Origin of the sequence: Kitasatospora sp. NPDC058406, from assembly GCF_042722765.1 — a bacterium.
Lineage (GTDB): Bacteria > Actinomycetota > Actinomycetes > Streptomycetales > Streptomycetaceae > Kitasatospora.
The window spans coordinates 1-26,513 of sequence record NZ_JBHXKE010000127.1; the positions used below are offsets into that span (position 1 = coordinate 1).

Consider the following 26,513-nt stretch of genomic DNA (forward strand, 5'->3'; position numbering starts at 1 on the left):
GGTGTCCGGTGCGGGCACACGCACGTCGGGGCCCGGCTCCCGCCGGAGTTCGTCGACCGGGTCGTCGTCCGGCAGGGGCCCGCGCCGGGGACGGGCCGCCCCCGGCGGGGCAGGTCACCGCCCTCGCCGACGCACCGGGCCGGAAGGCCCGGTGACGACGCGACACCGCCGGAGCGGGCGGCGCCGGCCCGGATTGCGCCCGGACCGGCCCGGAATCGTCCGAGGTGCCCGAGGTGTCCGAGACGACGTACTTGCGGATCGCGCCCGAACGGCCGACGGTCGCCCGGACCTCAGCCCGAGGCCCTGGCGATCCGCCGGAACACCACCGCGAGGGCGATGACGGCGAGCACGACCAGGATGCCCGTCTCGACGAGCTGGATCGGGACGAAGTGCGAGACCGGGTGGTAGTGCCCCCAGGCGCCGACCGCTTCGTCGCACTCGTAGCTCGCCACGCAGTACCCGTCCGGGGCCCTCGTGCCGTCCGGCAGGATGATGCCCCGCTCGACCAGCCAGGCGTTGGTGGGCTGCATGAAGCCGCCCATGGACTCGTCGTACGGCACCACGGCGTCGACCACCGGCCAGAGGTACGGCCGGACCAGCCGCATCACGACGCTCGCGATCACCATCAGCACCCCGCTCACCAGCACGGCGGTGACCGTCCGGCGCACCAGTTCCCCGACCAGCACCCCCAGCGCCAGGCCGAACAGCGACCAGGCGAACGGGGCCAGGCCGAGCGCGGGGTAGGTGGAGGTCTGGAACGGCGGGTCGAAGCCGGCCGGACCGTGGATGACGTCGGTCCACCACACCCAGGTGGTCAGCAGGGACAACACCCCGACGGCCGGCAGGACGACCAGCCCGGCGACGGCGAGCCGGGCCGCGAGCCAGCGACGCGGAGCGACGGACTGCGCCAGCACCAGGCGGATCGTGCCGCGCTCGTACTCCTGGGCGAGCAGCGGCCCCCCGAGGAACATGCCCAGCACGACGGGAAGCGCGAAGACGGCGGGCTGGACCAGATCGGTGAACGCCCGGGCCGCGAGGTCGATCCGCTGGATCAGGGGCCAGCACTGCTGTTCCCCCCAGAAGGACGAGTCCAGGCAGCCCCTCTGCTCCATGACCCCGGCCCGGTCCTGGACGACGAAGTGGATGGCGAGCAGCACGACGGTGGCGAGGACGAGCAGGGCGGCGGTGACCCGGATCGCGGACCGGCTCTGCCGGAGGGCCAGCCACAAGAGCCCGGTCGGTCGGCGCGCGGGACGGGTCGGGCCCGCCGGGCCGTCGGCGGACCCCTGGGCGGCCCGGCCGTTCAACAGGCTGGTGCTCATGCGGCGGCCTCTCGGTCGGGCTCTGCGGAGCCGGCGGTACGCGTGGTGGTGCCGGGGCGGTCGGCGATCGGGGTGCGGAGGTAGGCCAGCAGCAGTTCCTCCAGGCTCGGCCGGGTCGCCTCCCACGGGCCCGCCACCGCCTCCCCGGTGCGGATCAGCGCAGTGACCTGACGCCCCCGGACGCGCTTCTCCACGGCCAGGTCGTCGGGGAGTTGGGCGGCCCCGGCCGCACCGGTGAGCAGCTGGTGGCCGTCGAGGATCTCCTCCAGGTCGCCGGCGAGCCGGATGCGCCCGGACTGCATCAGGAGCAAGTGGTCGATGACGCCGTCGAGTTCGGGCAGGATGTGGGAGGAGATCAGGATCGTGGTGCCGCGGTCGGCAGCCTCCGCCATCAGGGCGCCCATCAGTTCGTGCCGGGCGAGCGGGTCGAGGTCGGCCATCGGCTCGTCCAGCAGGAGCAGGTCGGCGCGCTTGCCGAGGGCGACGGCGAGCGCGACCCGGGTCCGCTGGCCGCCCGAGAGCGAACCGATCTTCGCCCGGTGGTCCAACTCCCCCAGGTTCACGACCTTCTGCGCCACGTCCTCGTCCCAGCGCGGGTTCAGCTCGCGGCCGAGACGGAGGGTGTCGGCCACCGTGAAGGAGGGGTAGAGCGGCTTCTCCTGGGTCACGTAGGCGACCCGGGTCCGCAGCTCGGGGGTGCCCGACGGCTCGCCGAGGACCCGCAGTTCCCCGGCGGTGGGCTTGATCAGACGGGCGGCCAGCGTCAACAGGGTGCTCTTTCCGGCCCCGTTGGCGCCGACCACCCCGCAGATCCGGCCGGCCGGAACGGTGAAGCTGCAGTCCCGCAGGGCCCACCGGTCCCCCCGGTAGCGCTTGCCCAGCCCCACGGCCTCGACCGCCGGTCGGCTGTCGGCCTCGGATGTCATGCGGTCCCCCCGCCCTCCTTGTTCGGCGCCGCCGGGGCGACCCCGGTCTCGAAGCGCTGTTCCAGTACGGAGGCCATCAGGGCGTCGATGTCCTCCCGGTCGAGCCCGGCCTCCCGGGCCTCGTCGACCCACCCGACCAGTCCCGCGCGCAACGGACCGTCGGCGGCCGCCTCCGGTCGGGCGAGGGAGCGGCGGACGAAGGTGCCGAGTCCCGGTCGGGGTTCGACCAGCCCTTCGCGTTCCAGCTCGCGGTAGGCCTTGAGCACCGTGTTGGGGTTGATCGCGGTCTGCTCGACCACCTCCCGCGCGGTCGGCAGCTTGTCCCCCGGCTGGAGCATCCCGAGCCGCAGCGCCTGCTTGGTCTGCTGCACGATCTGCTGGTACGTGGAGACGCCGCTGCGCCGCTCGATGCGGTACTCGATCACACTCGCATCGCCCTTTCACTAGTTCAATAGTGGAATGGTGGCGCACCGCACCACCGCGGTCAAGTCGAACCAGGGGGGTCGCCGGAGGCTACGGGCGCTTCAGCAGGAGCAGGCCGCCGCCGTCCACGACGGGCCGGTAGCCCTCCCGCTCGTAGCGGCCGAGCATGCGCCTGGTGTCCTCGACCGCACAGGGCGCCTGCACGCTCGGGTCCGTGAGGTCGACGGCCACCCACTGCGGCCCGGTGGGCGCCGGCGCACCGGACGCCGGCGCCGGCTCGCGGCAGACCAGGGCGACCGTCGCCCGCCCGGTCAGCTGCGCGGCGAGCCGGTTGGACGCGGCGACGGTGGCGCCGTCGGGTATCCGGGCGAGCATCGCCCGGGCCTGCGCGAGCCGGGGCGACGTCTGCCAGGCCTCGGGCATCACCACCTCGTGCAGCGGGAAGGCGGGAAACGTCAGGGCGGCGACCAGCGCACCGACCGCCAGGGCCCGCCGGGCGCTGCGGACGCGGCGGACCCGGCCGGGCTCCGCGGCGTCCGCGGCACCTCCCGGCGCCTCGACCGGCCCCGGCACCTCCGCCGCCCCCGGGGCGCCGGACCCGTCCCGGGCGCCCTCCGGGGCGGTCGCATCCGCCCGGCCCGGCAGCCCGGCCCGGCCCAGGGCGTCCACCAGGGCCGCCACCGCCAGCGGCATCAGCACCGCGCTGTAGTGGTAGCCCACCCCCCAGTAGTGCGGGTTGTCGGCGAGCAGCCGCCAGGCGAGGGTGGGCACGCAGAGCAGCGCGAGCGGCGAGCGCAGCCCGAGGAACCCCGCGGTCGCGGCGAGCAGGAACAGCAGCAGCCACTTCAGCGGCGGCCACCCGAGGCGGGCGACCGGCGCCCACGGCGCCGTGGTGGCGCCGCCGGAACCGAGCTGGCGCCAGTAGTCGAAGCCGCCGTCCGGGTTGAACGACGGCAGCACCACCAGCACGGTCAGTGCGGTGGCGGCGACCCCGAGGAGCGCCACGCCGAACCCCAGCGCCCGACCGCCGCCCGCGCGCGGTGCCCGCCGGAAGATCAGCACCCCGAAGGCCGCGACGGTCAGCCCGAGGTCCTCCTTCACCAGGACCAGCGGCAGGGCCCAGAGCGCCGCCGCCACGGGCCGGCCGCGCCCGAGCGCCGTCGCCGCGAACGCGAGCAGCGGCACGGCGAACGCGATCTCGTGGAAGTCGTCGGCGGCCGCGTTGACGATCCCCCAGGACGCCCCCGTCAGCACCCCGACGGTCAGCGCGACCCGCCGCCCGCCCACCTCGTACGCCCAGCAGGTGAGCGGCACGACCGCCAGCGCCATCAGCACCGCCTGCGCGACGAGCAGCGTCACCGCGCCGGGAAACGCCCGGTAGAACGGGGCCAGCGTGACGAGCACCGGGTGGAAGTGGTCCCCGAGCAGGTGGTAGCCGGGCCCCTTGAGCAGGACCACCGGCGCCTCACCGTGGGCGTACGCGCGGACCGCCTGCTCGAAGATCCCCAGGTCGTACGCCTGGGTGAGCATGCGCCGGTGCCGGTTGACGGCGACGCAGCCGTACAGGACGGCGAAGAGGCCCGCCAGCGCCCAGGCCGGCGCCCAGGCCGGCCACGGCGCCGACGACCGGGCAGACAGTCGCACCGACGACCACACCGACGACCCGGGGCGGCGGAGGCGGGACCGGAGGAGGGAGAGGAACGGGAGCATGGGCAAAGTACCCTTCCACTAATGAATTAGTGGAAGGGTGTTGGAGCCCCGGAGCGCCAGTCAACCCCGGACCGGCCGACGCCGACCGGGCCCTCCGGCCTGCCCTCGGGCCCCCCGGGTCAGCCCGAAAGGGCAGCTCGGAAGGGCAGCTCGGAAGGGCAGCTCGGAGGGGTTCCGGCGGTGGTCGGAGGTCAGAAGTTGAGGTGGGCGAGGACGGCGAGGACCCGCCGGTTGTCGTCGCCCGACTGCGCGAGGCCCAGCTTTCCGAAGATGTTGTTGGTGTGCTTGCTCACCGACTTCTCCGTGATGCAGAGCTCCCGGGCGACCGCCGCGTTGCTGCGCCCCTCGGCCATCAGTGCGAGCACCTCACGCTCCCGGGTGGTGAGCGACCGCATCGAGTCCTTCGTCGAGTTCCGTTGCAGCAACTGGGAGATGACCGAGGTGTCCATCGCGGTCCCACCCGCGGCCACCCGCCGCACCGCATCGACGAACTCGCTGACCTCGAAGACCCGGTCCTTGAGCAGGTACCCGATGCCGCCCCGGTGGTCCGTGAGCAGCTCCCGGGCGTAGAGGTGCTCGACGTGCTGCGACAGCACCAGCACGGGAAGGTCGGGGAGTTCGCGCCGGGCCCGGGTGACCGCGTGCAACCCCTCGTCGGTGAAGGTCGGCGGGAGCCGGACGTCGACGACCGCGACGTCCGGGCGGTGTTCCAGCAGCGCCGTCAGCAGGCTCGGGCCGTCGTCCACCGCCGCGACCACCTCGAAGTCGTTGAGCGTCAGCAGCTGGGTGATGCCCTCCCGCAGCAGCGCCAGGTCCTCGGCGATCACAACACGCATGGCAGCTCCATCGTCACCGTGGTGGGGCCACCCACCGGACTGTGCAGGTCGAGGGTCCCGTCGAAGGGCGCGAGCCGTCGACGCAGACCGTCCAGTCCACCGCCCTCGCGGACCTTCGCACCCCCGCCGCCGTCGTCGCCGACGACCAGCCGGAGCCGGCCGTCGGCGTACCCGAGCCGGATCCAGGCCGAGCCGGCGGCGCTGTGCTTGGCCACGTTCGCGAGGACCTCGGCGACGGCGAAGTAGCCGGCCGACTCGACGGGCGGTTCCGGCCGCCCCGGCAGGTCTATGTCGACCTGGACCGGGATCGGCAGATCGAGGGCGAGCGCCCGGACGGCACCGTCGAGACCGCGCTCGGCGAGAACCGGCGGGTGGATGCCGCGGACGAGGTCCCGCAGCTCGGCGAGCGCCTGGGCGCTGGCCGCACGGGCATCGGCCAGCAGCCGGTACGCGGTGTCCGGATCCTTGCGGAACATCTGGGACGCCAGACCGAGCTTGAGCCCGATCGCCACCAGCCGGGCCTGGGCGCCGTCGTGCAGGTCCCGCTCGATCCGGCGCAGCTCGGCGGCCTGCGCGTCCACCGCCGCCGACCGCGTCTCGGTCAGCTCCGCGACCCGCCGCGAGAGGTACGCCTCGGCGGTCGGGGAGAGCAGCCTGCGCGTGATCCGGCTGTGCGCACGCAGGAGCCGTTCCGCGCTCCAGAACCCGAGGAGCAGGATGACCGTCCCCTGGAAGAACGAGAGCAGCGCCGCCGTGGTGCTGTCCACGGGCCAGATCAGCCCGTACCCGTACCCGGGGTCCATCAGCGGCCAGAACAGCGGGGTGGCGACCACGCCGTGGATGCCGTAGATCATCAGCCAGCAGGGCAGGAGGCCGAGGAGCAGGCCGACCGGGACGTCGACGAGCAGCCAGAGCAGGTCCCGCCAGGTCGACCGGTCGGTGAGCAGCAGCCGGCAGTAGCGCACGCTGCTCGGCACGTCGAGCAGCTCGAACTCGTCGCCCTCGCGTGGCCGGTAGGGGCTGGGTATGGCCACGCCGCACCAACTGCCGAGGAACCGCCGGTGCAGGTCGGCGAGGCCGCGCACGGCGAACAGCGCGATCGGCAGGGTGATGAAGCCGACCCCCAGCGGGAGCAGCCCCAGCGACACGACCGAGAGCACGAGCAGCGGCACGGCGCCGAGCTGGGAGAGCAGGGCCACGGCCAGGCCGCGCCGCGCGGCCACCAGGCCGTCCCGCAGCCAGGTGAGGAGATCGGCACGCGGCCACGGCGGCCACCGGGCACTGCTCACGGGCACTGTAGGCTCCCGGCTCCCGGCTAGTCAGTCCACGGTTCGTCCGCCCACGGCGACCGCCACGGACCCCCCACCACGTCCCCCCTTCACGAAGGGTACTTGAGCAGGACAACCCCAGGGCCCGAAGGGGGGTTAACTCCCCCCTGAGGAGGGGGGTTACTCCGGTTCTCCCGGGGCCCCCCACCGACCAGACTTCTCGCCATGAGCGCTGAGTCCGCGACCTTGCCCGAAGTCCCCGCCGTCCACCGGGACGCCTCCCGGCCCGAGTCCGGCGGCAGTGACTTCGCCCAGCTGACCCGCCGAATAGCGGCCGAGGGGCTGCTCGACCGACGTCCCGTCTACTACACGGTGCGCATCGGCGTGGTGCTGGCCGCGTTCGCCGGCAGCTGGTGGGCGCTCTTCGCGCTGGGCGACACCTGGCTGCAGCTCGGCCTCGCGGCGGTGATGTCCGTCGTCTTCGCCCAGCTCGGACTGCTCTCGCACGACCTCGCCCACCGCCAGGTGTTCAACCAGCGCCTCCACAGCGAGTTCGGCGGGCGCATCGCCGCCAACCTGCTGATGGGCATGAGCTACGGCTGGTGGATGAACAAGCACACCCGCCACCACGCCAACCCGAACCACGAGGAGCGGGATCCGGACGTCAACCCGGAGATCGTGGTGTGGTCCCAGCAGCAGGCCCGCAAGGCCCGCGGGGTGGCCCGGTTCATCGGCCGGCGGCAGGCCTTCCTCTTCGTTCCGCTGCTCACCCTCGAAGGCCTCAACCTCAGCTTCAACAGCTTCCGGGCGCTCCGCAGCCCGATCATGAAGCGCCCGTACCTCGAAGGCACCCTGCTCGTCCTGCACTTCGCCGCGTACTTCGGACTCGTCTTCACCGCTCTCCCGGCCGGCAAGGCGTTCGCGTTCCTCGCCGTCCACCAGGCGCTGCTCGGCATCTACCTGGGGTGCGTCTTCGCCCCCAACCACAAGGGCATGCTGATGGTGACGCCCGAGATGAAGCTCGACTTCCTCCGCCGTCAGGTGCTCACCTCGCGCAACGTCCGCGGCGGGTTCACCATCGACGCGCTCATGGGCGGCCTCAACTACCAGGTCGAGCACCACCTCTTCCCCAGCATGCCGACCCCCGCCCTGGCCCGCGCCGCCCAGCTCACCCGTGAGTTCTGCGCGGAGAAGGACATCCCGTACTACGAGACCGGTCTGCTCCGCTCCTACCGGGAGATCTTCGCCCACCTCCACCGGACGGGCGAGCCGCTCCGCAGCGGGGAGTAGGGGAGCCGGGAACGCCGCGGCGGGCGCGGCGAGGGGCCGCCGTCGTCCCGGCGGCGGCGCCGGCGCACGGTCGTGGCGGGGCGGGCAGTCACTGGACGAGCTCGTCGGCCAGCAGGTCCATCAGCAGATTGTCGTGCCACGTCCCGTCGGGCCCGCGCTCGTACTGCCGCATCGTCCCGACCGGGCGGAATCCGACCTTCTCGTAGCAGCGGATCGCCGCCGCGTTGTCGGCCGCGGGGTCGATGATCAGCCGGTGGTAGTGGTGGTGGTCGACGAGGTGACGGGCCAGGGTGCGGACGGCGTCCGTTCCGTACCCCCGGCCGTGGCAGACCGGGTCGACGTAGATGTCCATGCCCGCGTGGCGGTACTCGTCGTCGTTCTCCGCGTACCACTGGACGGCTCCGACCGTCTGCCCCTCCGCCTCGATCACCAGGGTCTCGGTGCCCGGTTCGGCGAGGTCGGTGGTGACGGCGTCGGTGAGGTCGTCACCACCCCGCCAGCGGGCGTAGACCTCGGGTGTGCGGCGCACGGCGACGAGGGCCGGGATGTCGTCGGCCGTTGCGGAGCGGAGCGTGACGTGGGTGCCGTGCAGGATCGTCCCCATAGAGCGCATGCTTCCACGGAAGGGGTCGTTCGGCGAGCCGTTTTCCGCGTGGCACCCACCCGCCGTCACCAGGAGCGACTCGCCGCCGCGCAGGTGGGCCCGGGGCGTCAGCTGCCGAGCACGCGGGCCTTCTGCGCCGCGAACTCCTCGTCCGTGAGGACGCCCTGGTCACGGAGCGTGGCGAGTTCCTTGAGCTGGTCGAGCTTCTCCTCCATGGAGGACGCGGCGGCCGGCGGGGCCGCGGGCGGTGGGACCGCGGGAGCGGGAGCCGGTGCGGGCTCCTGCTGGGCCCACCGGCCGGCCTGGCGGCGGGACACCCTGTTGGAGACGGCGGTGGCCGTACCGGCGACGACCGCGGTACGGGCGACCCCGCGGAGCAATCCGGGCATGGTCTCCTCCTTCGGACGTGGGGACGGAGGTGGTGCAGTACGTCGGGCGGTGTGTCAGCGGAGTTCTTCGAGCGCGTCCAGCGCCTCCACGAGGTCCTGGAGCGGCACGCGGCCGCTCGCGATCATCCGGGCACCCGTCCGGCGCAGCGCGGCGGCCAGCGGAGCGGCCCAGAGGTTCTCGTAGAGGAGGACGGCGGCGGAGTCGCCCGGTTCGAGGAGGGCGCCCGCCTCGGCGACGTCCTCCTCGTCGACCAGCCCGGAGGAGGCGCCTTCGAACACGGTCAGGTCGAGCCGGCCGTCCCCGTCGACGTCCGCGAGTTCGAGGCCGACCAGCGACCCGTCCTCCTCCTTCTTGACGAAGGTCAGGTCGAGGATGCGGATGATGCCGCGGTCGACCAGGTCGACCAGCAGGGGCATCCCCTCGCCGGTCAGCCGGCTGCCGGGGAACTGGATGATGACGTAGTCGATGGGGCCCGGTTCGAGCGGTTCGCCGGCTTCGCCCGTCGCGGCGGCTTCGGCGGGGTCGTTGCTCACATCAGCTCCTGGAGGACGCGGCCCGGGGGAAAGACGGGCTCGGCACCACCGGGGGACGTGCTGCGGCGTGGACCGACACGGCGCGACGACGTCGTCGGGCACCACGGGACGGCGTCCGGCGCAGCAGCCGGCGGGCCGGGAGAGGTGTTGTCTGCGACGCTACCCCGCCGGACCGGGCCCGGCATCACGAGTGCGGGAGGCGGCGGAGCCCGGTGGCCGGGCCGGACATCTCTCGGAAGAATCTCGGCGTGGGTGTCGATCCGGCCGCTGCCCGTTCGACGCAGGGGTGAGAGGCGGGGAGACGCCCCGCCCGCATCGACGAGGAGTGAGCCACCATGCCGCGCTTCATGACACTGATCCGCATCGACGAGCAGGACGGCCCCGGCCAGGCCGAGCCGGACCCCGGGTTCGAGGAGCGGATGGGGGCGCTGTTCGCGGAGATCACCAAGGCCGGGGTGATGCTGGACACCGCCGGGCTGCTGCCGACCGAGGAGGGCACCCGGATCCTCTGGGAGGGCGGGAAGCTCAGCTACACCGACGGGCCGTTCACCGAGACCAAGGAGGTGGTGGGCGGCTACGCACTCCTCCAGTGCAAGGACAAGGCCGAGGCGCTGGAGTGGACCAGGCGGTTCCTGGAGACCCACCCGGTGAACTGGACGGTGGGTGCCGAACTGCGGCAGATCGACGAGGCCGCCACGCCTCCGGAGGCCTGATCGTCGGACGATCGGACGGGTCGTGGCCGCGTTTGCCCCGGTCCGGTGCGGCTGCTCTGATGGGTGACCGTGACGGAGCGCAGCGGGGCCGGCGCGGCCGGCCCGACCGACCCGACGGAAGCGGCGGACGCGGTCGGCCCGGCCGGCGGGGCGGGTACGGCCGGCGGGGCCGGCGTCGCCGCGATGGTCGAGACGGTCTTCCGGATCGAGTCGGCGCGGATCATCGCCGGTGCCGCCCGCATCGTCCGCGACGTCGGCATCGCGGAGGAACTGGCCCAGGACGCGCTGGTCGCCGCGTTGGAGCAGTGGCCGGAGTCGGGGGTCCCGGAGCGCCCGGGCGCCTGGCTCACGGCCGCCGCCAAGCACCGGGCGATCGACCTCGTCCGCCGCAGGGAGACCTACGCGCGCAAGCTCGCCGAGGTCGGGCGCACGCTGGAGGACGTCCCGCCGCCCGAGCCCGCCGGGCCGGACGACATCGACGACGACCTGCTGAGGCTGATCTTCACCGCCTGCCACCCGGTGCTGTCGGCGGAGGCCCGGATCGCGCTGACCCTGCGGCTGCTCGGCGGGCTGACCACCCCGGAGATCGCCCGGGCCTTCCTCGCCCCCGAGGCGACCGTCGCCCAGCGGATCGTGCGCGCCAAGCGCGGCCTGGCGAAGGCCCGGGTCCCGTTCGAGGTCCCGTACGGGGCGGAGCGGGCGGCGCGGCTCTCCTCCGTCCTGGAGGTCATCTACCTGATCTTCAACGAGGGCTACGCGGCCACCGCCGGGGACGACCTGCTCCGGCCCGGGCTCTGCGAGGACGCGCTACGGCTGGCCCGGGTCCTCGCCGGGCTGATGCCCGAGGAGCCCGAGGTGCACGGCCTGGCGGCCCTGCTGGAGCTCCAGGCCTCCCGGACGGCCGCCCGGACCGGGCCGGACGGGCGACCGGTCCTGCTGGCCGACCAGAACCGCGCCCGCTGGGACCGGCTGCTGATCCGGCGCGGCTTCGCCGCCCTCCGCCGGGCCGGCACCGGGCCGTACGCGGTCCAGGCCGCGATCGCCGCCTGCCACGCGCAGGCCGCGCGGTACGAGGACACCGACTGGGCCACCATCGCCGCCCTCTACGCGCGGCTGATGGCGATCACGCCGTCCCCCGTGGTGGAACTGAACCGGGCGGTGGCCGTGTCGATGGCCGAGGGCCCCGCCGCCGCACTGGAGGTGGTGGACGCGCTGATGGCGGAACCGGCACTGGCCGGGTACCACCTGCTGCCGAGCGTGCGGGGCGACCTGCTGGCGCGCCTGGGGCGCGGCGCGGAGGCCCGGGCGGAGTTCACGCGCGCGGCGGGCCTGACCCGCAACGCACGGGAGCGGGAGCTGCTGTTGGCGAGGGCTGCGGCTACCGGGGCGGACACCTCCGGGACGACGGGCACGTTCGGCGGAGCGGGAGCGGGAGCGGGAGCGGGAGCGGAGTCCGGCGGAGCGAAGTCCGGCGGAGCAGGTTCCGGCGGAGCGGAGGGGCGGGCGGGGCGGTGAGCCCTCAGAGCGCCTCGTCCAGCCGCAACCGGGCGCTGACCTGGCCGAGGCCCTGGGCCAGGACGGTGAGCTGCTCCCGGCTGAGGACGTCGATCAGCAGCTCCCGGACCAGGGCGACGTGGCCGGGGGCGGCCTCGCGGAGCATCTCGTGCCCCTCCTCCGTGAGTTCGGCGAAGACCCCGCGCACGTCGCTGGGGCAGGAGCGGCGTCCGACCAGGCCCATCCGCTCCAGCTGGGTGACCTGGTAGGTCAGTCCGCTCTTGGAGGTGACCAGTTTGTCCGCCAACTCGGTCATCCGCAGCGAGCCGGCCGGCGCCGCGGAGAGGTGGACCAGGATCTCGTACTGGGTGTGGGAGAGCCCCGAGTCCTCCTTGAGCTGGCGTTCCAGGCGGCGGTTGAGGAGGTTGCTCGCGGTGACGAAGCCCCGCCAGGCTGCCATCTCCTCGTCGTCCAGCCAGCGGGTTTCGCTCGGCGGGCGCGTGGAGGGCGCGGGGGGCGCGGAGGGTGCGGACGACGTGGAGGGCATGAATGGATCGTACTCCTGTTGTTCAAATTCGAACGACGGTGTACGGTCTAAAGTGTCGGAGTTCAAATTTGAACTACTAGCCGGTCGCCCGACCACCCGCCCGAGGAGCAGAGGAAAGAGACGTCATGAGCACCGCGGCCCCCGAGCGCATGCCCGCCCTCTACCTGTCGCACGGCGCGCCGCCGCTCGCCGACGACCCGATCTGGCCCGGCCAGCTGGCCGCCTGGTCGGCCGACCTGCCGCGCCCCAAGGCGATCCTGATGGTCTCCGCGCACTGGGAGGAGGCCCCGCTCGCCCTCGGCGCCGTCCTGCCCGTACCGCTGGTCTACGACTTCTGGGGCTTCCCCGAGCACTACTACCGGGTCCGGTACGCCGCTCCCGGCGCACCGGAGCTCGCCGAGCGCGTGCGCAAGCTGCTGCGCGCCCCCGGCACCCCCGTGCAGGACATCCCGGACCGCGGCCTCGACCACGGCGCGTACGTGCCGCTGGTCGAGATGTTCCCCGAGGCGGACGTCCCCGTCCTCCAGGTCTCGATGCCCACCCTCGACCCGCAGCGGCTGCTGGAGATCGGCCGCCGACTCGCGCCCCTGCGCGACGAGGGCGTCCTGATCGTCGGCAGCGGCTTCTTCACCCACAACCTGCGGGCGCTCAGCCAGGACGGCCGGGTCACCTCGGTGATGGCCGAGTTCGACGACTGGGGCCGGCGCGCCCTGGCGGCGCAGGACCTCGACGCACTGCTCGACTTCGAGCGGAAGGCCCCGGCCGGACGGCTCGCCCACCCGCGGACCGAGCACTTCGCGCCGCTCTTCGTCACGCTCGGCGCGGGCGAGGGCGAGCTGGGCAGTCAGCGCACGGTCATCGACGGGTTCTGGAACGGACTGGCGAAGCGCTCGATCCAGGTGGGCTGACCCGGGTCTCCGGAGACCGGGTCCGGGCCCCCGGAGGCCGGAGGCCGCGCCGGGCGCGGCCGGCCGTGGAATCAGACCGTGGAATCAGGCCGTGGGCCGGGCCGTGTCACGGTCAGGCGGTGGCGGTGGCCGACTCGGTCGCGATCCGCTCGGCGGCGCTGCGCTCGACGCAGAACTCGTTGCCCTCGATGTCCGCGAGCGTGGCCCAGCCCTTGCCGTCGGGCGTGCGGTGGTCGCCGACCAGCGTCGCGCCCAGCGCGAGCACGCGCTCCACCTCCTCGTCCCGGGTACGGTCCTGCGGCTGGACGTCGAGGTGGATGCGGTTCTTCACCGTCTTGCCCTCGGGCACCTGGATGAACAGCAGCGAGACGCCCGACGAGACCACCAGGGCCTCCGGGTCACCGGGGTTGTCGTCGTCGCCGACCTTGCCGTCCAGCACCTGCGCCCAGAACTGGGCGAGGCGGTAGGCGTCGGCACAATCGATCGTCACATGTCGCACAAGAGAAGCCATGAGGGCCACTCTGACCTCGATCTTCCTCCCGGTCCAGCACTTAATCCGGGCCGCTCCCCGGACCGGCGACGGGAGCGGTGGGATCGGAGGCCGACCCGGGCGCCCGGCGGCTGTGCAGGTGGCCGTCGAGCGGGAACGGGGGGAACGCCGGGAGGAGCGCCCGGTAGCGGTAGCCGGTCTTCTCCGCCACCCGGCACGACGCCGGGTTGTCCACCTGGTGCAGCAGGTCCAACCGGACCAGGCCGTCCGCCGCGAACACCTCGAACGCCCAGCCGGTGAGCGCCTCCAGCGCGCGCGGAGCCACACCCCGGCCGCGCGCGGCGGCGGCCGTCCAGTAGCCCACCTCGGAGACGGGGCTGCCGCGCTCGCCGCGCTTGAGCACCACGTTGGCGAGCAGCGTCCCGGCCGGACCGCCGGGGCCTCCGGAACCGCCGGGACCGCCGGGGCCGCCGGAACCCTCCGCGCCGCCCCCGCCCGCCAGGACGGCGAAGCTGTACCGGGTGCCCTCCGCCCAGCCGCGTTCCTGCGCGTCGAGCCAGCGGGCGGCCCCGTCGAGGTCGGTCACCGGGAACCGGGTGAAGTGCCGCAGCGTCGCGTCCCGGTAGATCTCGACCAGGGCCGGGGCGTCCTCCGCCCGGAAGGGGCGCAGGACGAGCCCGTCGGCCGCCGGCCCGCCGAGCACAGTCGTCACCGGAGCCCCTCCCAGCCCCACCGAGGGGTGGGACCCGGGTCTCCGAGGTCGGTGCCGGCCGGGGAGGCGGAGACGTCCTTGGCGATCCTGGTGCCCCAGTCGAAGTACTCCAGGACGCGGCGGCGGAGGAGTTCGTCGTCGGGCAGTTCCTTCCCGACGGCCTCGGCCATGAGCTCCACCCAGCGGGTGCGCTGTTCCTCGGTGATGGCGAGGCCGAGGTGGGAGCGGAGCAGGGACTGGTGACCGCCGAGGTCGGTGGTGAAGCGGTCCGGACCGTCGAAGATCTCGGCCAGCCAGACGGCGACGTGCTCGATGTGGGTGGGCGTGAAGTCCGCGAAGACCGGCGCGAGGAGCGGGTCGGCGAGGACGCCCCGGTAGAAGGTGTTGCTCAGCCGGCGAAGGGCGTCCAGGCCGCCGATCGCGTCGTAGAAGCTGTCGGAACGGTCGAGGCTGTCGGAGCGGTGGTCGCTCATCAGCGGTACTCCCCCGTGGGTCGGTGTGTCGTGACCCTTCCTAGCAGGGGTGCGGAGCGCGCCGTTCCTCCTCCCGGGTGTTTTCGCCGCCGGCTCAGCAACCGGATGTCGGCCTTCCGGTTCGGCCGCCCTTGACCTTGACGCAGGCGGCAGGGTCGGAAGGTTGCGCCATGAACGGGACGACGCGGACACGTGAGGCAGTGCGGCAGGACCCCCGGGTGGTCGTGGTCACCGGGGCGGGGACGGGGATCGGGCAGGAGACGGCGTGGGCGTTCGCCGCGCAGGGGCCGGAGGTCCGGGTGGTGGCGGTCGGGCGGCGGGCCGAACCGCTCGCGGAGACGGCGAGCCGCGCACCGGGCCGGATCGTGCCGCTGGCGGTGGACATCACGGCGCCGGACGGGCCGGAGGCGATCGTCCGGGAGACGCTGGAGCGGTTCGGGCGACTGGACGTCCTGGTCAACAACGCCGGCATCGCCCCGCCCGGCCCGCTCGGCAACTACACCGCGGAGGGCGTCGGCGCGCTCCTCGCCACCAACCTCACCGCCCCCGTCCTGCTCGGCCAGGCCGCCCTCGCCGCGCTGACGGAGAGCCGGGGCGTGATCGTCAACGTCAGCACCGCCGTCGGCCAACGGGGTTGGCCGACGAACTCGGTGTACGCGGCGGGCAAGGCCGCGATCGACACGATCACCCGCAGCTGGGCGGTGGAGCTGGCGCCGCGCGGCATCCGGGTGGTGGCGGTGGCACCCGGCGCGATCGAGACGCCGATCGCCGACCACGCGGGGCTCGGCCCGGAGCGGCGGGCGGCCGTTCGCCGGTGGCAGGTGGAGAGGACCCCGCTGGGCCGGCTCGGGGAGCCGGCCGAGGTGGCCTGGGCGGTCGTGCAACTCACCTCACCACAGGCCTCGTTCGTCACCGGCGTAGTCTTGCCGGTGGACGGGGGCGCCGTCGTCGGATAGCGCGTCCGGACAGGATCGGACGCGGGACCGGGCGCGGGCACGGGGCCGGGTATGGAACCGGGCATGGAACCGGGCATGGAACCGGGCGTCGGGCGGAGCTTACGGAGGCAGGCGGGTGCGGATCGGGGAGCTGGCGCGGGTGACGGGCACGACGGCCCGGGCGCTGCGGCACTACGAGCAGGCCGGGCTGCTGTCGTCCGGGCGCGCTCCCAACGGGTACCGGGTGTACGGCGAGGGCGCCGCGGTACGGGTCCGCAACATCCGCGGGCTGCTGGAGGCCGGGTTCACCCTGGAGGACGTCCGGCCGTTCCTGGGGTGCCTGGACCGCGACGCGTTCGGCCCGCCGTCCGCCGGCGCGCTGCGGATCGCCCGGGAGCGGCTGGCCGTGCTGGAACGCCGCATCGCCGCGCAGCACGAGGCCCGGGACCGGCTGGTCGCGGCGATCGCGGCCGCGGAGGCCGAAACCCTCGCACAGGGCGCGTCTCCCGGGCAGGGAGTGGCCGCGGTCGCGGCCGACGAGGCGGCCGCACCGGCCTGATGCCGGACGGCGACGCGGCGGGCGCGGGGGCCGGACGGGTCGGCGGTTCGGCGCGGGCGCCCGTACGGGTGACACCCCCGATCGGGGGTGTGCAGGGCGCGACGCTCGGAGGACAGTGGGCGCATGCAGATTCCACTCTCCGTGATGGACTTCCTCGACCGGGCCGAGCTGGTCTACGGCGACCGGGTCGGCATCGTCGACGAGCCGCTCCAACCGGCCGAATCGTGGGGCGATCTGACATATCGTCAGGTCGCCCGGCTGGCCCGGGCACAGGCCGCCGGACTGGACCGGCTCGGGGTCGGCCCGGGCGAGCGGGTCGCCGTCGTGTCGCACAACTCCGCCCGGCTGCTGACCTCGATGTACGGCGTGAGCGGCCACGGCCGGGTACTGGTGCCGGTGAACTTCCGCCTGAAGGCGGAGGAGGTGTCGTACATCGTCGAGCAGAGCGGCGCCTCCGTCCTGCTGGTGGACCCTGAACTGGCCGACCCGCTGGCCGGGGTGGTCGCCAAGCACAAGTTCGTGATCGGTGCGGACAGCGACGCCCTGCTGTACGACTTCGACAACGCGCCGCGCCGGTACGCGATCTCCGAGAACGACACCGCCACCGTCAACTACACCAGCGGAACCACCGCCCGCCCCAAGGGCGTTCAGCTCACCCACCGGAACATCTGGCTGAACGCCGTCCTGATGGGACTGCACTTCGGGGCCGGCGACCGGGACGTCTACCTGCACACCCTGCCGATGTTCCACGCCAACGGCTGGGGCCTGCCGTTCTCCCTCACCGGGCTGGGCGCGCAGCACGTGGTGCTCCGGAAGGTGGACGGCGCCGAGATCCTGCGCCGGATCGACCGGCACGGGGTGACCTTCCTCTGCGGCGCGCCGGCGGTGGTGCAGATGGTGCTGGACGCGGCCGAGGACTGGGACGGTCCGGTCCCCGGCCGGGACCGGGTGCGGATCATCGTGGCCGGGGCGCCGCCGCCGACCTCGGTGGTGCAGCGGGTCGAGTCCGAACTCGGCTGGGAGTTCATGCAGATCTACGGTCTGACCGAGACCTCGCCGGTGGTGACGGTGAACCGCTCCCGCGCCGAGTGGGACCTCCTCCCCGCCGCCGAGCGGGCCGAGAGGCTGGTGCAGGCGGGCTCGCCCGCGATCGGCAACCAGGTGCGGGTGGACGACCAGGGCGAGGTCCTGGTCCGCTCCAACGTGGTGCTGGACGGCTACTGGCAGCAGCCGGCGGCCACCGCCGAGGCGATCCGGGACGGCTGGTTCCACACCGGCGACGGCGGCACCCTGGTCGACGGCTACCTGACCATCTCGGACCGGAAGAAGGACGTGATCATCAGCGGTGGGGAGAACGTCTCCTCGATCGAGGTGGAGGACTGCCTCTACGACCACCCCGCGGTGGGCGAGGCCGCGGTGATCGGCGTCCCGGACGCCAGGTGGGGCGAGACGGTCAAGGCGCTGGTGGTGCTCAAGCCGGGCGCCGAGGCCGACGAGGCGGAGCTCATCGCGCACTGCAAGGAGCGCCTGGCCGGGTACAAGTCACCCACCTCGGTGGAGATCCGGGACACGCTGCCGCGCACGACCACCGGCAAGCTGCAGAAGTTCCGGCTCCGCGAGCCGTACTGGGCGGGGCGGGACCGGAAGGTCAACTAGCTCGCGTCCAGGAGGCCCGACTCGCGCGCCGCAAGGGCGAGTTCGGTGCGGTTGCGGACACCCAGCTTGTGCATGGCGCTCTTCAGGTAGCCGGTCACCGTGTTGCAGGTGAGGCCGAGCTGGGCGGCGATCTCCGGGTTGGTCCGGCCGGTCGCCACCCAGCGGAGCACCTCGTGCTCGCGCCGGGTCAACGGCGTCGCGGGGGCCGCCGCCCCGGTCGCCTTCCGGGTCGGGGGGCCGCTCCAGGCGGCGGCCCCGGCCAGCGCCCTGGTGGCCGCCTCGGCCAGCCTGCCGACGGCGGCGATCCGGACGTCCCCGAACGGGACGACCGCACGCAGCGACGCGTACACCACGCCGTGCACGGCACCGCCGTGCAGCAGCGGGACGGTGAGCATCGCGTACAGGTCCTCGGCGATGACGGCGGCGTCGTAGTGGTGCGAGATGGTGGTGGCGGCCCGGTAGTCGGGCACCCAGCTGGGGGCGCGCTCGGCCAGCGCCCGGCCGCCGAGGCCGGTCCCGGCGGGGACGGCGAGGCCGTGCAACAGGTCGGCCCTGGTGCCGGCCCAGTGCCGCAGCACCATGCCCGCGGGACCGCGCCCGCGGGCTCCCCGGCCGGGCGCACCCGGTTCCGGCACGCCGACCAGGCCGACGTCGGCGCCGCAGTCGGCCACCACCCGGCGGGCGAGGTCGCCGAGCACGGCGTCCCGCACGAGCTCGGCGGCCCGTGCGGCGAGGTCGTCGGGGGCTCCGGTGACGGCGGTCGTGGCGGTCATGCGTGATTCTCACACGGGGTCCGGGCGTTGAGGAGGGGTCGGGACGCGCCTTCGGCGTGCGTGTTCCGTGGAGTTCCGGGCGAGTCCGGGCGGCACGGCGTAGGGTGCGGGCGCGAGGTTACCGGCGAGTCACTACCAGGGTGGCCACAGGTGCGAAGGGGAGATCCATGACGGAACCGAACACTCCCGGGGGGTCGGCCGTGCTGACCGGACTGCTGGCCGACCTGCGGGCCGAGAGCGAGGTGCTGGACGGGCTGGTCGCCGGACTGGAGCCGGAACAGTGGGCCGCGGACACCCCCGCCCGGGGGTGGACGATCGCGCACCAGATCGCGCACCTCGCCTGGACGGACGACTGGTCGGACCGGGCGGCCCGCGACCCCGAGGGCTTCGTCACCGAGTCCGGCCGGATCTTCGGCGAACTGCTGGCGGCCGGCGCGGACCCGGTCGAGGACGGCGCCTCCCGCGGAGCCGCCGAGGATCCGGCCGCCCTGCTGGCCCGCTGGCGGTCGGGGCGGGGGCGGCTGGCGGAGGCCCTCGCGGCGGTGCCGGCCGACACGCGCCTGCCGTGGCTGGGCCCGCCGATGAAGGCCCCGTCGATGGCGACCGCGCGCCTGATGGAGACCTGGGCGCACGGGCAGGACGTCGCGGACGCGCTCGGCGCCGTCCGCGAGCCGACCGCGCGGCTGCGGCACATCGCGCACCTGGGCATCCGGACCAGGGGGTTCGCGTTCACGGTGCACGGGCTGCCGGTGCCGGAGTCCCCGGTGCGGGTGGAACTCACCGCGCCGGACGGGACGGTGTGGACGTGGGGCCCGGCCGGGGCGGCGGACCGGGTCGACGGGCCCGCCCTGGACTTCTGCCTGCTGGTCACCCGGCGCAGGCACCGCGACGACCTCTCGCTGACGACCACCGGCGACGCGGCGGAGACCTGGCTGCCGATCGCACAGGCCTTCGCGGGGCCGCCCGGGGAGGGCCGGAAAGCGGGATCATCACCCCGGTAAACAACATGATGATGCGTCATATCACGGCGCAATCGGTCTAAACCACACGTTTCGGCGATAGCCAGAGTTCGTTGGCGAATGATGGACTGCCGCCATGACTCGGATGAACACCATGCGTACCGTCCTGGCCGGCGCCGCCGCCCTCCTCGCGGTGGGCGGCCTGGCCGCCACACCCGCCCAGGCCGCGTTCGCGCCGCCCGCGGGCACGGCCGCCGCCGCGCACGCGGAGGTGCGGGCCGGCACTCCGGCCGCCCACCGGGTGGTCACCTTCTTCGAGGAGTACCGTCGGGCGGTCCTCGGGGAGAGCGGCGAGACCCCGCGCGCCGTCCGCGAGCGCTACCTCACCCCGCACCTCGACTTCCGGCTCGACGCCTGGGCGCACGATCACGACGCCGACCCGGTGTTCCGCGCCCAGAACGTCCCGGCGGACTGGTCCGCCCAGCAGGTGAAGGAGGAACTCGGCTTCGCCTCCGTCCGGCTCACCGAGTTCTGGGGCGGGGGCGAGAGCCGGCACGTCTGGTACGTCGTCCGCCTCGTCGACCTGCGGATCGTCGAACTCAACGACCGGCCCGCCTTCTGAGCCCCGGGGAACGACCTCCGGACGGCTGAGAGAAGAACTCCGGCGCGGCGCAGACACCCCCCCACGACTGCGCCGCGCCGGTGACGTCCCCGGGCACCGGGGCCCGGGTCACCTGCCGCCGTCGCGGACGAGGAGCAGGCCCCGGCCCGCGCCGAGCGCCCCGTCGACCCAGGCCGGCAGGTCCTCTCCGACCAGTGCCTCGACCTCCTCGATCGCGTCCTCGTCACCGCCCGGGAGCAGCTCGACGTCGTCGTGGATCCGGCCGGTGTCGAAGCCGGCCAGTTCGGCGAGGACGGCGGCGAGGGCCCCCGGCTCCGCGAAGGTGGGGAAGGGCCACGGATCGTCGGGCGCCGCCCCGGCCCGCGGGAAGGCCCACGGCCGCCCCCAGAGCTCGGCGAGGGTCGGCAGCCCCCAGGCGACGAAGGCCTCCGTCAGCTCGTCCCAGCCCCGACCGGGCAGGACGATCGAACCGAGCGGCTCCCCGACCGTGGGGCCGAGGAGTTCCAGCAGCCAGGTGTAGCCCGCCGGGCGGTCCGGATCGAGACGCCCGGTGACGAGCTCCCGCAGCGCCGTTCGGACCTCGGCGGGCTCGGTGGCCCGCAGCAGGGCACCGGCCGCCGTCAGGTCCTCGATCCTTCCGAGGGCCTGCCGGACGAGGTCCTCGTCCCGGGATCCGACCAGGGAGAGGAGGGCGTCCGCGTCGACCGCGTATGCGGAGAGGTACTGTTCAGCCATCCCCGATTATCTGCACACCACCATGTCGGCTCCACCGCAGGGTCGTTGAGGGGCGTGACGGCGCGACCCGGCCGGGCCCGCCCCGGGGTCACGGGGTCACGGGGTCACTGGGTCACGGGGTCGACTGTCCGGGCCGCCGGTCCGGCGTCCGCGCGGCGGTCTCGGCCGACTTGGTCCAGGGGGAGACACCGAGCTTGCCGGTGGTCCCCAGATCGAGCTCGGCGGGAACGGTGAGACGGGGGCGGCCCGGCAGCGGGGCGACGTCCAGGAAGCGGCCGTGGTCGGCCGCCCTGTCGCCCGCGGTGACGGTGTTGCGCCAGGCCACCTGGAACTCGGCGGTCTCCCCGGGCCGGAGGGTGACCGGCTTCGCGGCTGCGTCGAAGTTCTCCAGCGTCGCGATGCCCGCCGAACCGCTGCCGACGGTCACCGCGAGGGGCGCGCGTTCGGCGTCGAGGACGCGGATTCCGGGACGGCCGTTGAGGGTGTAGGGGCGGGTCCCGCAGTTGGTCAGCCGGATCGACATGACACGCAGGCCCATCGCCGCGGCGACCTCGCCGACGGCCGGCGAGACGCCCTCGGGGGAACAGACGGGGGCAGGGGTCGACGGCCCGGGGGGCACGGCACCGGAGGGAAGGGCATCGGCGGTGACCAGCGGGAAGGCGGTCGGCCGGGCGCTCGCCGCCGGGGCGGTGGCAGCCGGGGCGGCGGCAGCCGAAGCGGTGGGCGCGGCCGAGGACGGCGCGTCGCCGATCGTGCGCGCCGGGCCGGGCGCTCCCCCGCCGGCCCCGGTCACCGAGGTGCTTCCGCAGCCGGCCACCGCCACGACGGCCCCGAGCAGCACGCCTGCCCGGGCCGGGATCGGTGTCCGGCGGGCGGCGGCCGACTGGGTCGAGTTCATGGGACCGATCATGGCATGAAACGGGAGGCACTCCGTTCGTGCGCGGCGTAGGCTCGCGCCATGCTCGACGCGCCGCCGGTCCCCGACCTCCTGTCCCATCTCCGTTCCGTGGGAACGGTGTTCGCCTCCTTCACCGCACAGGACTCCGGCTGCGTGGCGTACGGGGTGGTGGAACCCGGCGGGGCCCGCTGGTTCGTGAAGGCCGCCGTGACGGAGCGCGCGGTGGCCTCGATGGAGCGGGCCGCCGCACTGCACGCCGCCGTCCGGCACGAGGCGATCGTCCCGCAGCTGCACCGCTTCACGGCCGCCGGGCTGCCGGCGGTGGTGATGCCGTGGCGCGACGGCGAGGTGCTGTACCACCCGACGACGGACGGCGGCCGGGGTGCCGCCGCCCGGACCGACCCGGCGAGCCCGACGGCCCGCTTCCGTTCCCTGCCGGTGCCCCGGGTGGCGGAGGCCCTGGACACCGTCCTGGACGCGCATCTGGCGGTCGCCCGGGCCGGGTTCGTCGCCTGCGACTTCTACGACGGCTGCCTGCTGTACGACTTCGCGCGGCACCGGCTGCACCTGTGCGACCTGGACGAGTACCGCCCGGGGCCGTTCACCGTCGACGTGGACCGGCTGCCGGGCTCGAAGCGGTTCATGGCGCCGGAGGAGTTCCGGCGCGGCTCGGTGATCGACGCCCGCACCACGGTGTTCACGCTGGGCCGTGCCCTGCGGCTCCTGCTCGACGCCGGCGACGAGGAACGGGACTGGCGCGGGGGCCCGGCCCGACTCGCCGTGCTGGAGCGGGCCACGGCGGCCGATCCGGCCGAACGCTGGCCCGGCGTCGAGGAGTTCGCCGCCGCCTGGCGAGCCGCGTGAGTCGCCCGGGCCGTCTGCGCCGCCCGAACCGTCCGGACCGCTGAACCACCCGAACCCCGTCAGGACCGCTGCGGAGGCGGCGGGTCCGGGGGCCCGGGGCCTCCGCCGGGCCGCGGCGCCTCAGATGCCGATCCGCAGCGGGGTGAGCCGGGTGGCGATCAGGTTGGTGGCGCCCCGGTCGCGCTCGACGTGCCCGTACACGAGCAGGCCGGCCCGGTCGAGGGCGGCGCGGCGCTGCGACTCCCAGACCGGCCGACTGCAGATGACGTTGATCAGCCCGGTCTCGTCCTCCAGGCTGAGGAAGAGCACCCCGCCCGCCGTCGGCGGACGCTGCCGGTGGGTGACCAGCCCGCCGACCACCACCGCCGAACCCGGCACCACGTCCGGGAGCTGGGCGGCGGTGAGCGCGCCGCCGCGTTCCAGGTGGTCGCGCAGGTGCTGGAGCGGGTGGCTGGTCGCGGAGGTGCCGGTCGCCCAGAGGTCGGCGATGGTCTCCTCGATCGGGGTCATCCCGGGGAGCGGCGGCGCCTCGGTGCCGGGCGTCGTCCCGGGGATGAGATCCGCCGAGACCCCCGCGAACGCCCCTGCCGCCCAGAGCGCCTGCCGCCTGTTCAACCCGAAGCAGCCGAACGCGCCCGCCGAGGCGAGCGCCTCCATGGCCGGTGCGGGCAGACCGGTCCGGCGGGCGAAGTCCTCCAGGTCCGTGTACGGCTGCCCGGCCGCGACCGCCTCGGCCTGCGCGGCGCCGATGCCCCGTACGGTGTCCAGGCCGAGCCGGATCGCGGGCTGCGGCGTGCCCGCGGTCAGCGGCGGCGCGGGCGTCGGCCCCCGGTACGGTTCCAGGGTGGGCCGGGACCCGCTGGCGTTGACGTCCACCCCGCGCACCCGGACGCCGTGCCGCCGGACGTCCGCGATCAGGCTGAGCGACGAGTAGAAGCCCATCGGCTGGTTGGCCAGCAGCGCGCAGGTGAAGGCCGCCGGATAGTGGTACTTGAGCCAGGCGCTGGCGTACACGAGGTAGGCGAAGCTGATCGCGTGCGACTCCGGGAAGCCGTAGTTGGAGAAGGCCTCGATCTTGGTGTAGACGTCCTCGGCGACCTCCTCCGGGATGCCGCGTTCGGCCATCCCGCCCAACAGCCGCTCGCGCAGCCGGGCCACGCGTTCGTGCGAGCGCTTGGCGCCCATCGCCTGACGGAGGAGGTCCGCCTCGGCGGGAGTGAACCCCGCGCAGTCGATGGCCAGTTGCATCATCTGCTCCTGGAACAGCGGCACCCCGAGGGTCTTGCCGAGCGCGTTCTCCATCAGCGGGTGCGGGCAGCCGGCCGGCTCCACCCCCGCACGCCGGCGCAGGTACGGGTGGACGGACCCGCCCTGGATCGGGCCGGGCCGGATCAGCGCGACCTCCACCACCAGGTCGTAGAAGTGGTCCGGCTTGAGCCTCGGCAGGGTGGCCATCTGGGCGCGCGACTCGACCTGGAAGACACCCACCGTGTCGGCCCGCCGCAGCATCGCGTACACGCCCGGGTCGTCGTCCGGGACGGTCGCCAGGTCGTAGCGCCGGCCGTGGTGCTGCTCGACCAGGTCACAGGCGTCGTGCAGGGCCGCGAGCATGCCGAGACCGAGCAGGTCGATCTTCACGAGTCCGGCGCCGGCCACCGACTCCTTGTCCCACTGCAGCACGGACCGCCCCGGCATCCGGGCCCACTCGGTCGGGCAGATCTCCGCGATCGGCTCCCGGGTGAGCACCATGCCGCCCGAGTGGATGCCCAGGTGGCGCGGCAGACCGTGGAGTTGTCCGGCGAGGGAGAGCACGTCGGCGGGCACCACGGCGTCCGCGCCGGGCGGGGAGCGGAAGTCGGCCTGCCGGCTGAACGCGTCCACCTGCCCCTGCGGGTAGCCGAGCACCCGGGCGGCGTCGCGCAGTGCCAGCCGGGGCCGGTAGGTGATCACGTTGGCGACCTGGGCGGCGTGCTCGCGCCCGTACCGGCGGTAGACGTACTGGATGACCTCCTCGCGGCGGCGGTTCTCGATGTCCAGGTCGATGTCGGGCGGCCCGTCGCGGGCGGTGGAGAGGAAGCGCTCGAAGAGCAACCGGTAGTGGACCGGATCGACGGCGGTGATCCCGAGCGCGAAGCAGACCGCCGAGTTGGCCGCCGAACCGCGCCCCTGGCACCAGATCCCCTCCCGGCGGCAGAAGTCGACGATGTCGTGGACGATCAGGAAGTACCCGGCCAGGTCGAGATCCTCGATGACGTCCAGCTCGCGGGCGAGCTGACGGCGGGCCGGGCCGTTGCCCGGCCCGAAGCGGGCCGGGCCGCCCTCGGCGACCAGCGCGCGCAGATGGCTGATCTCGGTGTGGCCGGACGGGACGGGGTAGCCGGGCAGTTCCGGATCCAGCTTGGCGAAGTCGAAGGCGCAGGCACGGGCCAGGTCCACGGTCGCCTCCCGCACGCCGGGGAAGCGGGCCAGTCTGGCGGCCATCTCGCGGCCGGAGCGCAGGTGCGCGGTGCCGGCGGCCTGCGTCCAGCCCGCCGCCTCCGGGAGCGTACGGCGGTCGTGCAGCGCGGCGAGGCTCTGGGCGAGACGGCCCTGGGCGGGGCCGGCGTGGTGGGCGTTGGTGGAGGCGACGGTGGTCAGGCCCAGCCGGGCGGCCAGGGCCGCGAGGGCGTCGTTGCGCAGGTCGTCGCCGGGCAGCCACTGGTCGATCAGTTCGACGTGGACGTTGTCGCGACCGAACGCCTCGGCGAGCGAGCGGAGTTGACGCTCGGCCCCGCCGGCGTCGGAGCCGGGGCCGGGGAGGAGGGCGGGGCCGGGAAGGAGGGTGGGGACGGGGACAGGACCGCCGCCGGTGCCGGGACCGGCGGGTGCGGCCGGGGACGCGGGGGTGCTCGCGAGGGCGGCGGGGACGCGGCCGAGGCGGCAGCCGGTGAGCACCGCCCAGTGGCCGTCGTGCGCGTCCGCGAGAGCCGCGAAGTCGTAGGCCGGCTTCCCCTTGGCCCCGCCCGCGAGTTGGGCCGCCCCGATGGCGGCGGACAGGCGGCGGTAGCCCTCCGGGTCGCGCGCCAGGACGAGGAGGTGTTCGACCCGCCCCCTCTCGTGACCGATCGTCAGTTCCGCGCCGAAGACGGTGGCCACGCCCGCCTCACGGGCCGCCGCGGCGAGTCTGACCGCTCCGTAGAGGCCGTCGTGATCGGTGAGCGCGAGCGCCTCGACGCCCAGCCGGGCGGCCTCGGCGACCAGTGCCTCGGGGTCGCTGGCGCCGTCGAGGAAGCTGAAGGCGGAGTGGACGTGCAGTTCGGCCCAGGCGGGGGCAGGGGCGGGGGCAGAGGCCGGGCCGGTGGCACCGGCAGACCCGGCAGACCCGGCAGGTCCGGCAGGTCCGGCGGTTTCAGGATCGCGGCGCAGCGGGACGACGTCGCCACCCGCCGGGCCGGGCCGGCCGCCGGTCAGGCGGCGGCGCAGCTCGCTCCAGGGGAGGGTGGGGTGACTCGTGAATCCCATCGGGGGTGACGCCTTCGGTCTCTCGTTTTCCTGACCCCCCTCGGTCGTTCGCGCCGGGCCGCCGAAGCGCCCCGGTGTCAGTCGTAGCCGGCCTCCACGAGCCAGACGCCCCCCTCCACCGTCAGCAGCAGCGCGAGGCCGCCCGCCACCGTGACCTGGAAGCGCGCCCGGCGGCGGGCGCGCGCCGGATCCCACCAGTACTCGACGGCCGGCCAGGGCCCGGTCCAGCCGTCCACCGCCAGTTGCCGCCCGCGCACCGTGACGGTGGACGGCCGGGCCGACACCCCCCCCCGGGCGGGCCACGGGACCGGTCGGACGGAGCCGTCCCTCAACCCCCCCCGCAGCGGGGGGGGGTGGCCCACGGTCGGGCAG

28 protein-coding genes are annotated in these 26,513 nt (G+C 74.2%); 10 read left to right on the top strand and 18 right to left on the bottom strand.

From position 1 onward, the window contains the following. Positions 1-290: 290 nt before the first annotated feature. The 6 genes from ACFWOG_RS23795 to ACFWOG_RS23820 all read right to left on the bottom strand — a co-directional run bounded on the left by ACFWOG_RS23795 (position 291) and on the right by ACFWOG_RS23820 (position 6,506). A complete protein-coding gene (locus tag ACFWOG_RS23795) occupies positions 291-1,322 on the bottom strand; it encodes an ABC transporter permease (protein WP_380360838.1) in 1,032 nt (343 codons plus the stop codon). Then, positions 1,319-2,248: an ABC transporter ATP-binding protein gene (locus ACFWOG_RS23800; protein ID WP_329948283.1), complete on the bottom strand. Its 930-nt coding sequence runs from the start codon at positions 2,246-2,248 to the stop codon at positions 1,319-1,321. The genes ACFWOG_RS23795 and ACFWOG_RS23800 overlap by 4 nt, the downstream gene beginning before the upstream one ends. After that, entirely contained in the window at positions 2,245-2,673 is a 429-nt protein-coding gene (locus ACFWOG_RS23805; RefSeq protein ID WP_329879314.1) for a GntR family transcriptional regulator, read from the bottom strand. Before ACFWOG_RS23805 ends, ACFWOG_RS23800 begins: the two co-directional genes overlap by 4 nt. Positions 2,674-2,761: 88 nt before the next feature. Beyond that, on the bottom strand, positions 2,762-4,315 hold the full coding sequence (locus tag ACFWOG_RS23810; protein WP_380360840.1) for a DUF2079 domain-containing protein: 1,554 nt from the start codon (positions 4,313-4,315) through the stop codon (positions 2,762-2,764). Between the two features lie 257 nt (positions 4,316-4,572). Continuing rightward, entirely contained in the window at positions 4,573-5,217 is a 645-nt protein-coding gene (locus ACFWOG_RS23815; protein WP_329879316.1) for a response regulator transcription factor, read from the bottom strand. Next, entirely contained in the window at positions 5,205-6,506 is a 1,302-nt protein-coding gene (locus tag ACFWOG_RS23820) for a sensor domain-containing protein (protein ID WP_329879317.1), read from the bottom strand. The genes ACFWOG_RS23815 and ACFWOG_RS23820 overlap by 13 nt, the downstream gene beginning before the upstream one ends. A 204-nt stretch (positions 6,507-6,710) precedes the next feature. Here ACFWOG_RS23820 and ACFWOG_RS23825 point away from each other — a divergent pair, with 204 nt between their 5' ends. Beyond that, entirely contained in the window at positions 6,711-7,775 is a 1,065-nt protein-coding gene (locus ACFWOG_RS23825; protein ID WP_329879318.1) for an acyl-CoA desaturase, read from the top strand. 88 nt (positions 7,776-7,863) lie between these two features. On the opposite strand, the gene ACFWOG_RS23830 is transcribed toward ACFWOG_RS23825, so the two are convergent. From ACFWOG_RS23830 to ACFWOG_RS23840, 3 genes are all read right to left on the bottom strand, one after another. After that, complete coding sequence (locus ACFWOG_RS23830) at positions 7,864-8,379, bottom strand: GNAT family protein (RefSeq protein ID WP_329879319.1); 516 nt, start codon at positions 8,377-8,379, stop codon at positions 7,864-7,866. A gap of 107 nt (positions 8,380-8,486) precedes the next feature. Beyond that, positions 8,487-8,768: an SHOCT domain-containing protein gene (locus ACFWOG_RS23835; protein ID WP_380360843.1), complete on the bottom strand. Its 282-nt coding sequence runs from the start codon at positions 8,766-8,768 to the stop codon at positions 8,487-8,489. Positions 8,769-8,822: 54 nt separating this feature from the next. Beyond that, the gene (locus ACFWOG_RS23840) at positions 8,823-9,302 is read right to left on the bottom strand and encodes a DUF6325 family protein (protein WP_329879321.1); all 480 of its coding nucleotides are present in this window, start codon (positions 9,300-9,302) and stop codon (positions 8,823-8,825) included. 335 nt (positions 9,303-9,637) lie between these two features. On the opposite strand from ACFWOG_RS23840, the gene ACFWOG_RS23845 reads away from it, so the two are divergent. Both ACFWOG_RS23845 and ACFWOG_RS23850 read left to right on the top strand, forming a co-directional pair. Then, positions 9,638-10,015: a YciI family protein gene (locus tag ACFWOG_RS23845; protein ID WP_329948287.1), complete on the top strand. Its 378-nt coding sequence runs from the start codon at positions 9,638-9,640 to the stop codon at positions 10,013-10,015. A 183-nt stretch (positions 10,016-10,198) separates the two neighbouring features. Further along, a complete protein-coding gene (locus ACFWOG_RS23850) occupies positions 10,199-11,530 on the top strand; it encodes an RNA polymerase sigma factor (RefSeq protein ID WP_380360866.1) in 1,332 nt (443 codons plus the stop codon). A 4-nt stretch (positions 11,531-11,534) separates the two neighbouring features. On the opposite strand, the gene ACFWOG_RS23855 is transcribed toward ACFWOG_RS23850, so the two are convergent. After that, the gene (locus ACFWOG_RS23855; protein ID WP_329879323.1) at positions 11,535-12,056 is read right to left on the bottom strand and encodes a MarR family transcriptional regulator; all 522 of its coding nucleotides are present in this window, start codon (positions 12,054-12,056) and stop codon (positions 11,535-11,537) included. A gap of 125 nt (positions 12,057-12,181) precedes the next feature. On the opposite strand from ACFWOG_RS23855, the gene ACFWOG_RS23860 reads away from it, so the two are divergent. Then, positions 12,182-12,964, top strand: a complete 783-nt coding sequence (locus ACFWOG_RS23860) for a class III extradiol ring-cleavage dioxygenase (RefSeq protein WP_329879324.1) — start codon at positions 12,182-12,184, stop codon at positions 12,962-12,964. 112 nt (positions 12,965-13,076) lie between these two features. On the opposite strand, the gene ACFWOG_RS23865 is transcribed toward ACFWOG_RS23860, so the two are convergent. The 3 genes from ACFWOG_RS23865 to ACFWOG_RS23875 are packed head-to-tail and all read right to left on the bottom strand — an operon-like array spanning position 13,077 to position 14,639. Then, complete coding sequence (locus ACFWOG_RS23865; RefSeq protein WP_329948288.1) at positions 13,077-13,475, bottom strand: VOC family protein; 399 nt, start codon at positions 13,473-13,475, stop codon at positions 13,077-13,079. A gap of 40 nt (positions 13,476-13,515) precedes the next feature. Next, positions 13,516-14,166 carry a GNAT family N-acetyltransferase gene (locus ACFWOG_RS23870; RefSeq protein ID WP_380360846.1) on the bottom strand — a complete coding sequence of 217 codons (651 nt, stop codon included), beginning with the start codon at positions 14,164-14,166 and terminating at the stop codon, positions 13,516-13,518. Further along, positions 14,163-14,639 (bottom strand): group II truncated hemoglobin, encoded by a 477-nt coding sequence (locus tag ACFWOG_RS23875; RefSeq protein ID WP_329879327.1) that lies wholly within the window; start codon positions 14,637-14,639, stop codon positions 14,163-14,165. Before ACFWOG_RS23875 ends, ACFWOG_RS23870 begins: the two co-directional genes overlap by 4 nt. 170 nt (positions 14,640-14,809) lie before the next feature. Between ACFWOG_RS23875 and ACFWOG_RS23880 the strand changes: the two genes are divergently transcribed. The 3 genes from ACFWOG_RS23880 (at position 14,810) to ACFWOG_RS23890 (ending at position 17,789) form a co-directional block, all read left to right on the top strand. Continuing rightward, on the top strand, positions 14,810-15,595 hold the full coding sequence (locus ACFWOG_RS23880; protein WP_380360848.1) for an SDR family NAD(P)-dependent oxidoreductase: 786 nt from the start codon (positions 14,810-14,812) through the stop codon (positions 15,593-15,595). 115 nt (positions 15,596-15,710) lie between these two features. Then, positions 15,711-16,133, top strand: a complete 423-nt coding sequence (locus ACFWOG_RS23885) for a MerR family transcriptional regulator (RefSeq protein WP_380360850.1) — start codon at positions 15,711-15,713, stop codon at positions 16,131-16,133. A 123-nt stretch (positions 16,134-16,256) separates the two neighbouring features. Further along, entirely contained in the window at positions 16,257-17,789 is a 1,533-nt protein-coding gene (locus ACFWOG_RS23890) for an AMP-binding protein (protein WP_329948292.1), read from the top strand. Here the strand turns inward: ACFWOG_RS23890 and ACFWOG_RS23895 are convergent. Next, a complete protein-coding gene (locus ACFWOG_RS23895) occupies positions 17,786-18,562 on the bottom strand; it encodes a LuxR C-terminal-related transcriptional regulator (RefSeq protein ID WP_380360853.1) in 777 nt (258 codons plus the stop codon). The genes ACFWOG_RS23890 and ACFWOG_RS23895 overlap by 4 nt on opposite strands. A gap of 167 nt (positions 18,563-18,729) precedes the next feature. On the opposite strand from ACFWOG_RS23895, the gene ACFWOG_RS23900 reads away from it, so the two are divergent. Together ACFWOG_RS23900 and ACFWOG_RS23905 are read left to right on the top strand one after the other, a co-directional pair. Continuing rightward, a complete protein-coding gene (locus ACFWOG_RS23900) occupies positions 18,730-19,563 on the top strand; it encodes a TIGR03084 family metal-binding protein (protein ID WP_329948294.1) in 834 nt (277 codons plus the stop codon). A gap of 103 nt (positions 19,564-19,666) precedes the next feature. Then, the gene (locus ACFWOG_RS23905) at positions 19,667-20,143 is read left to right on the top strand and encodes a hypothetical protein (protein WP_380360855.1); all 477 of its coding nucleotides are present in this window, start codon (positions 19,667-19,669) and stop codon (positions 20,141-20,143) included. Between the two features lie 108 nt (positions 20,144-20,251). Here the strand turns inward: ACFWOG_RS23905 and ACFWOG_RS23910 are convergent, their stop codons facing one another. Together ACFWOG_RS23910 and ACFWOG_RS23915 are read right to left on the bottom strand one after the other, a co-directional pair. Beyond that, entirely contained in the window at positions 20,252-20,878 is a 627-nt protein-coding gene (locus tag ACFWOG_RS23910) for a hypothetical protein (RefSeq protein ID WP_380360857.1), read from the bottom strand. Between the two features lie 112 nt (positions 20,879-20,990). Next, positions 20,991-21,776 carry a DUF4232 domain-containing protein gene (locus ACFWOG_RS23915; protein ID WP_380360859.1) on the bottom strand — a complete coding sequence of 262 codons (786 nt, stop codon included), beginning with the start codon at positions 21,774-21,776 and terminating at the stop codon, positions 20,991-20,993. Between the two features lie 60 nt (positions 21,777-21,836). On the opposite strand from ACFWOG_RS23915, the gene ACFWOG_RS23920 reads away from it, so the two are divergent. Continuing rightward, complete coding sequence (locus tag ACFWOG_RS23920; protein WP_380360861.1) at positions 21,837-22,640, top strand: serine/threonine protein kinase; 804 nt, start codon at positions 21,837-21,839, stop codon at positions 22,638-22,640. Positions 22,641-22,760: 120 nt separating this feature from the next. Here the strand turns inward: ACFWOG_RS23920 and ACFWOG_RS23925 are convergent, their stop codons facing one another. Continuing rightward, the gene (locus tag ACFWOG_RS23925; protein WP_380360863.1) at positions 22,761-26,141 is read right to left on the bottom strand and encodes an error-prone DNA polymerase; all 3,381 of its coding nucleotides are present in this window, start codon (positions 26,139-26,141) and stop codon (positions 22,761-22,763) included. A gap of 77 nt (positions 26,142-26,218) precedes the next feature. After that, entirely contained in the window at positions 26,219-26,398 is a 180-nt protein-coding gene (locus tag ACFWOG_RS23930; protein WP_380360864.1) for a hypothetical protein, read from the bottom strand. Positions 26,399-26,513: the final 115 nt, after the last annotated feature.

What these genes read in the sequence shown, in the direction of transcription:
- ACFWOG_RS23795 (WP_380360838.1), bottom strand. Translation starts at nt 1,322, where the DNA reads ATGAGCACCAGCCTGTTGAACGGCCGGGCCGCCCAGGGGTCCGCCGAC.
- ACFWOG_RS23800 (WP_329948283.1), bottom strand. Translation starts at nt 2,248, where the DNA reads ATGACATCCGAGGCCGACAGCCGACCGGCGGTCGAGGCCGTGGGGCTG.
- ACFWOG_RS23815 (WP_329879316.1), bottom strand. Translation starts at nt 5,217, where the DNA reads ATGCGTGTTGTGATCGCCGAGGACCTGGCGCTGCTGCGGGAGGGCATC.
- ACFWOG_RS23825 (WP_329879318.1), top strand. Translation starts at nt 6,711, where the DNA reads ATGAGCGCTGAGTCCGCGACCTTGCCCGAAGTCCCCGCCGTCCACCGG.
- ACFWOG_RS23830 (WP_329879319.1), bottom strand. Translation starts at nt 8,379, where the DNA reads ATGGGGACGATCCTGCACGGCACCCACGTCACGCTCCGCTCCGCAACG.
- ACFWOG_RS23835 (WP_380360843.1), bottom strand. Translation starts at nt 8,768, where the DNA reads ATGCCCGGATTGCTCCGCGGGGTCGCCCGTACCGCGGTCGTCGCCGGT.
- ACFWOG_RS23845 (WP_329948287.1), top strand. Translation starts at nt 9,638, where the DNA reads ATGCCGCGCTTCATGACACTGATCCGCATCGACGAGCAGGACGGCCCC.
- ACFWOG_RS23850 (WP_380360866.1), top strand. Translation starts at nt 10,199, where the DNA reads ATGGTCGAGACGGTCTTCCGGATCGAGTCGGCGCGGATCATCGCCGGT.
- ACFWOG_RS23855 (WP_329879323.1), bottom strand. Translation starts at nt 12,056, where the DNA reads ATGCCCTCCACGTCGTCCGCACCCTCCGCGCCCCCCGCGCCCTCCACG.
- ACFWOG_RS23860 (WP_329879324.1), top strand. Translation starts at nt 12,182, where the DNA reads ATGAGCACCGCGGCCCCCGAGCGCATGCCCGCCCTCTACCTGTCGCAC.
- ACFWOG_RS23865 (WP_329948288.1), bottom strand. Translation starts at nt 13,475, where the DNA reads ATGGCTTCTCTTGTGCGACATGTGACGATCGATTGTGCCGACGCCTAC.
- ACFWOG_RS23875 (WP_329879327.1), bottom strand. Translation starts at nt 14,639, where the DNA reads ATGAGCGACCACCGCTCCGACAGCCTCGACCGTTCCGACAGCTTCTAC.
- ACFWOG_RS23880 (WP_380360848.1), top strand. Translation starts at nt 14,810, where the DNA reads ATGAACGGGACGACGCGGACACGTGAGGCAGTGCGGCAGGACCCCCGG.
- ACFWOG_RS23890 (WP_329948292.1), top strand. Translation starts at nt 16,257, where the DNA reads ATGCAGATTCCACTCTCCGTGATGGACTTCCTCGACCGGGCCGAGCTG.
- ACFWOG_RS23895 (WP_380360853.1), bottom strand. Translation starts at nt 18,562, where the DNA reads ATGACCGCCACGACCGCCGTCACCGGAGCCCCCGACGACCTCGCCGCA.
- ACFWOG_RS23900 (WP_329948294.1), top strand. Translation starts at nt 18,730, where the DNA reads ATGACGGAACCGAACACTCCCGGGGGGTCGGCCGTGCTGACCGGACTG.
- ACFWOG_RS23905 (WP_380360855.1), top strand. Translation starts at nt 19,667, where the DNA reads ATGAACACCATGCGTACCGTCCTGGCCGGCGCCGCCGCCCTCCTCGCG.
- ACFWOG_RS23910 (WP_380360857.1), bottom strand. Translation starts at nt 20,878, where the DNA reads ATGGCTGAACAGTACCTCTCCGCATACGCGGTCGACGCGGACGCCCTC.
- ACFWOG_RS23915 (WP_380360859.1), bottom strand. Translation starts at nt 21,776, where the DNA reads ATGAACTCGACCCAGTCGGCCGCCGCCCGCCGGACACCGATCCCGGCC.
- ACFWOG_RS23920 (WP_380360861.1), top strand. Translation starts at nt 21,837, where the DNA reads ATGCTCGACGCGCCGCCGGTCCCCGACCTCCTGTCCCATCTCCGTTCC.
- ACFWOG_RS23925 (WP_380360863.1), bottom strand. Translation starts at nt 26,141, where the DNA reads ATGGGATTCACGAGTCACCCCACCCTCCCCTGGAGCGAGCTGCGCCGC.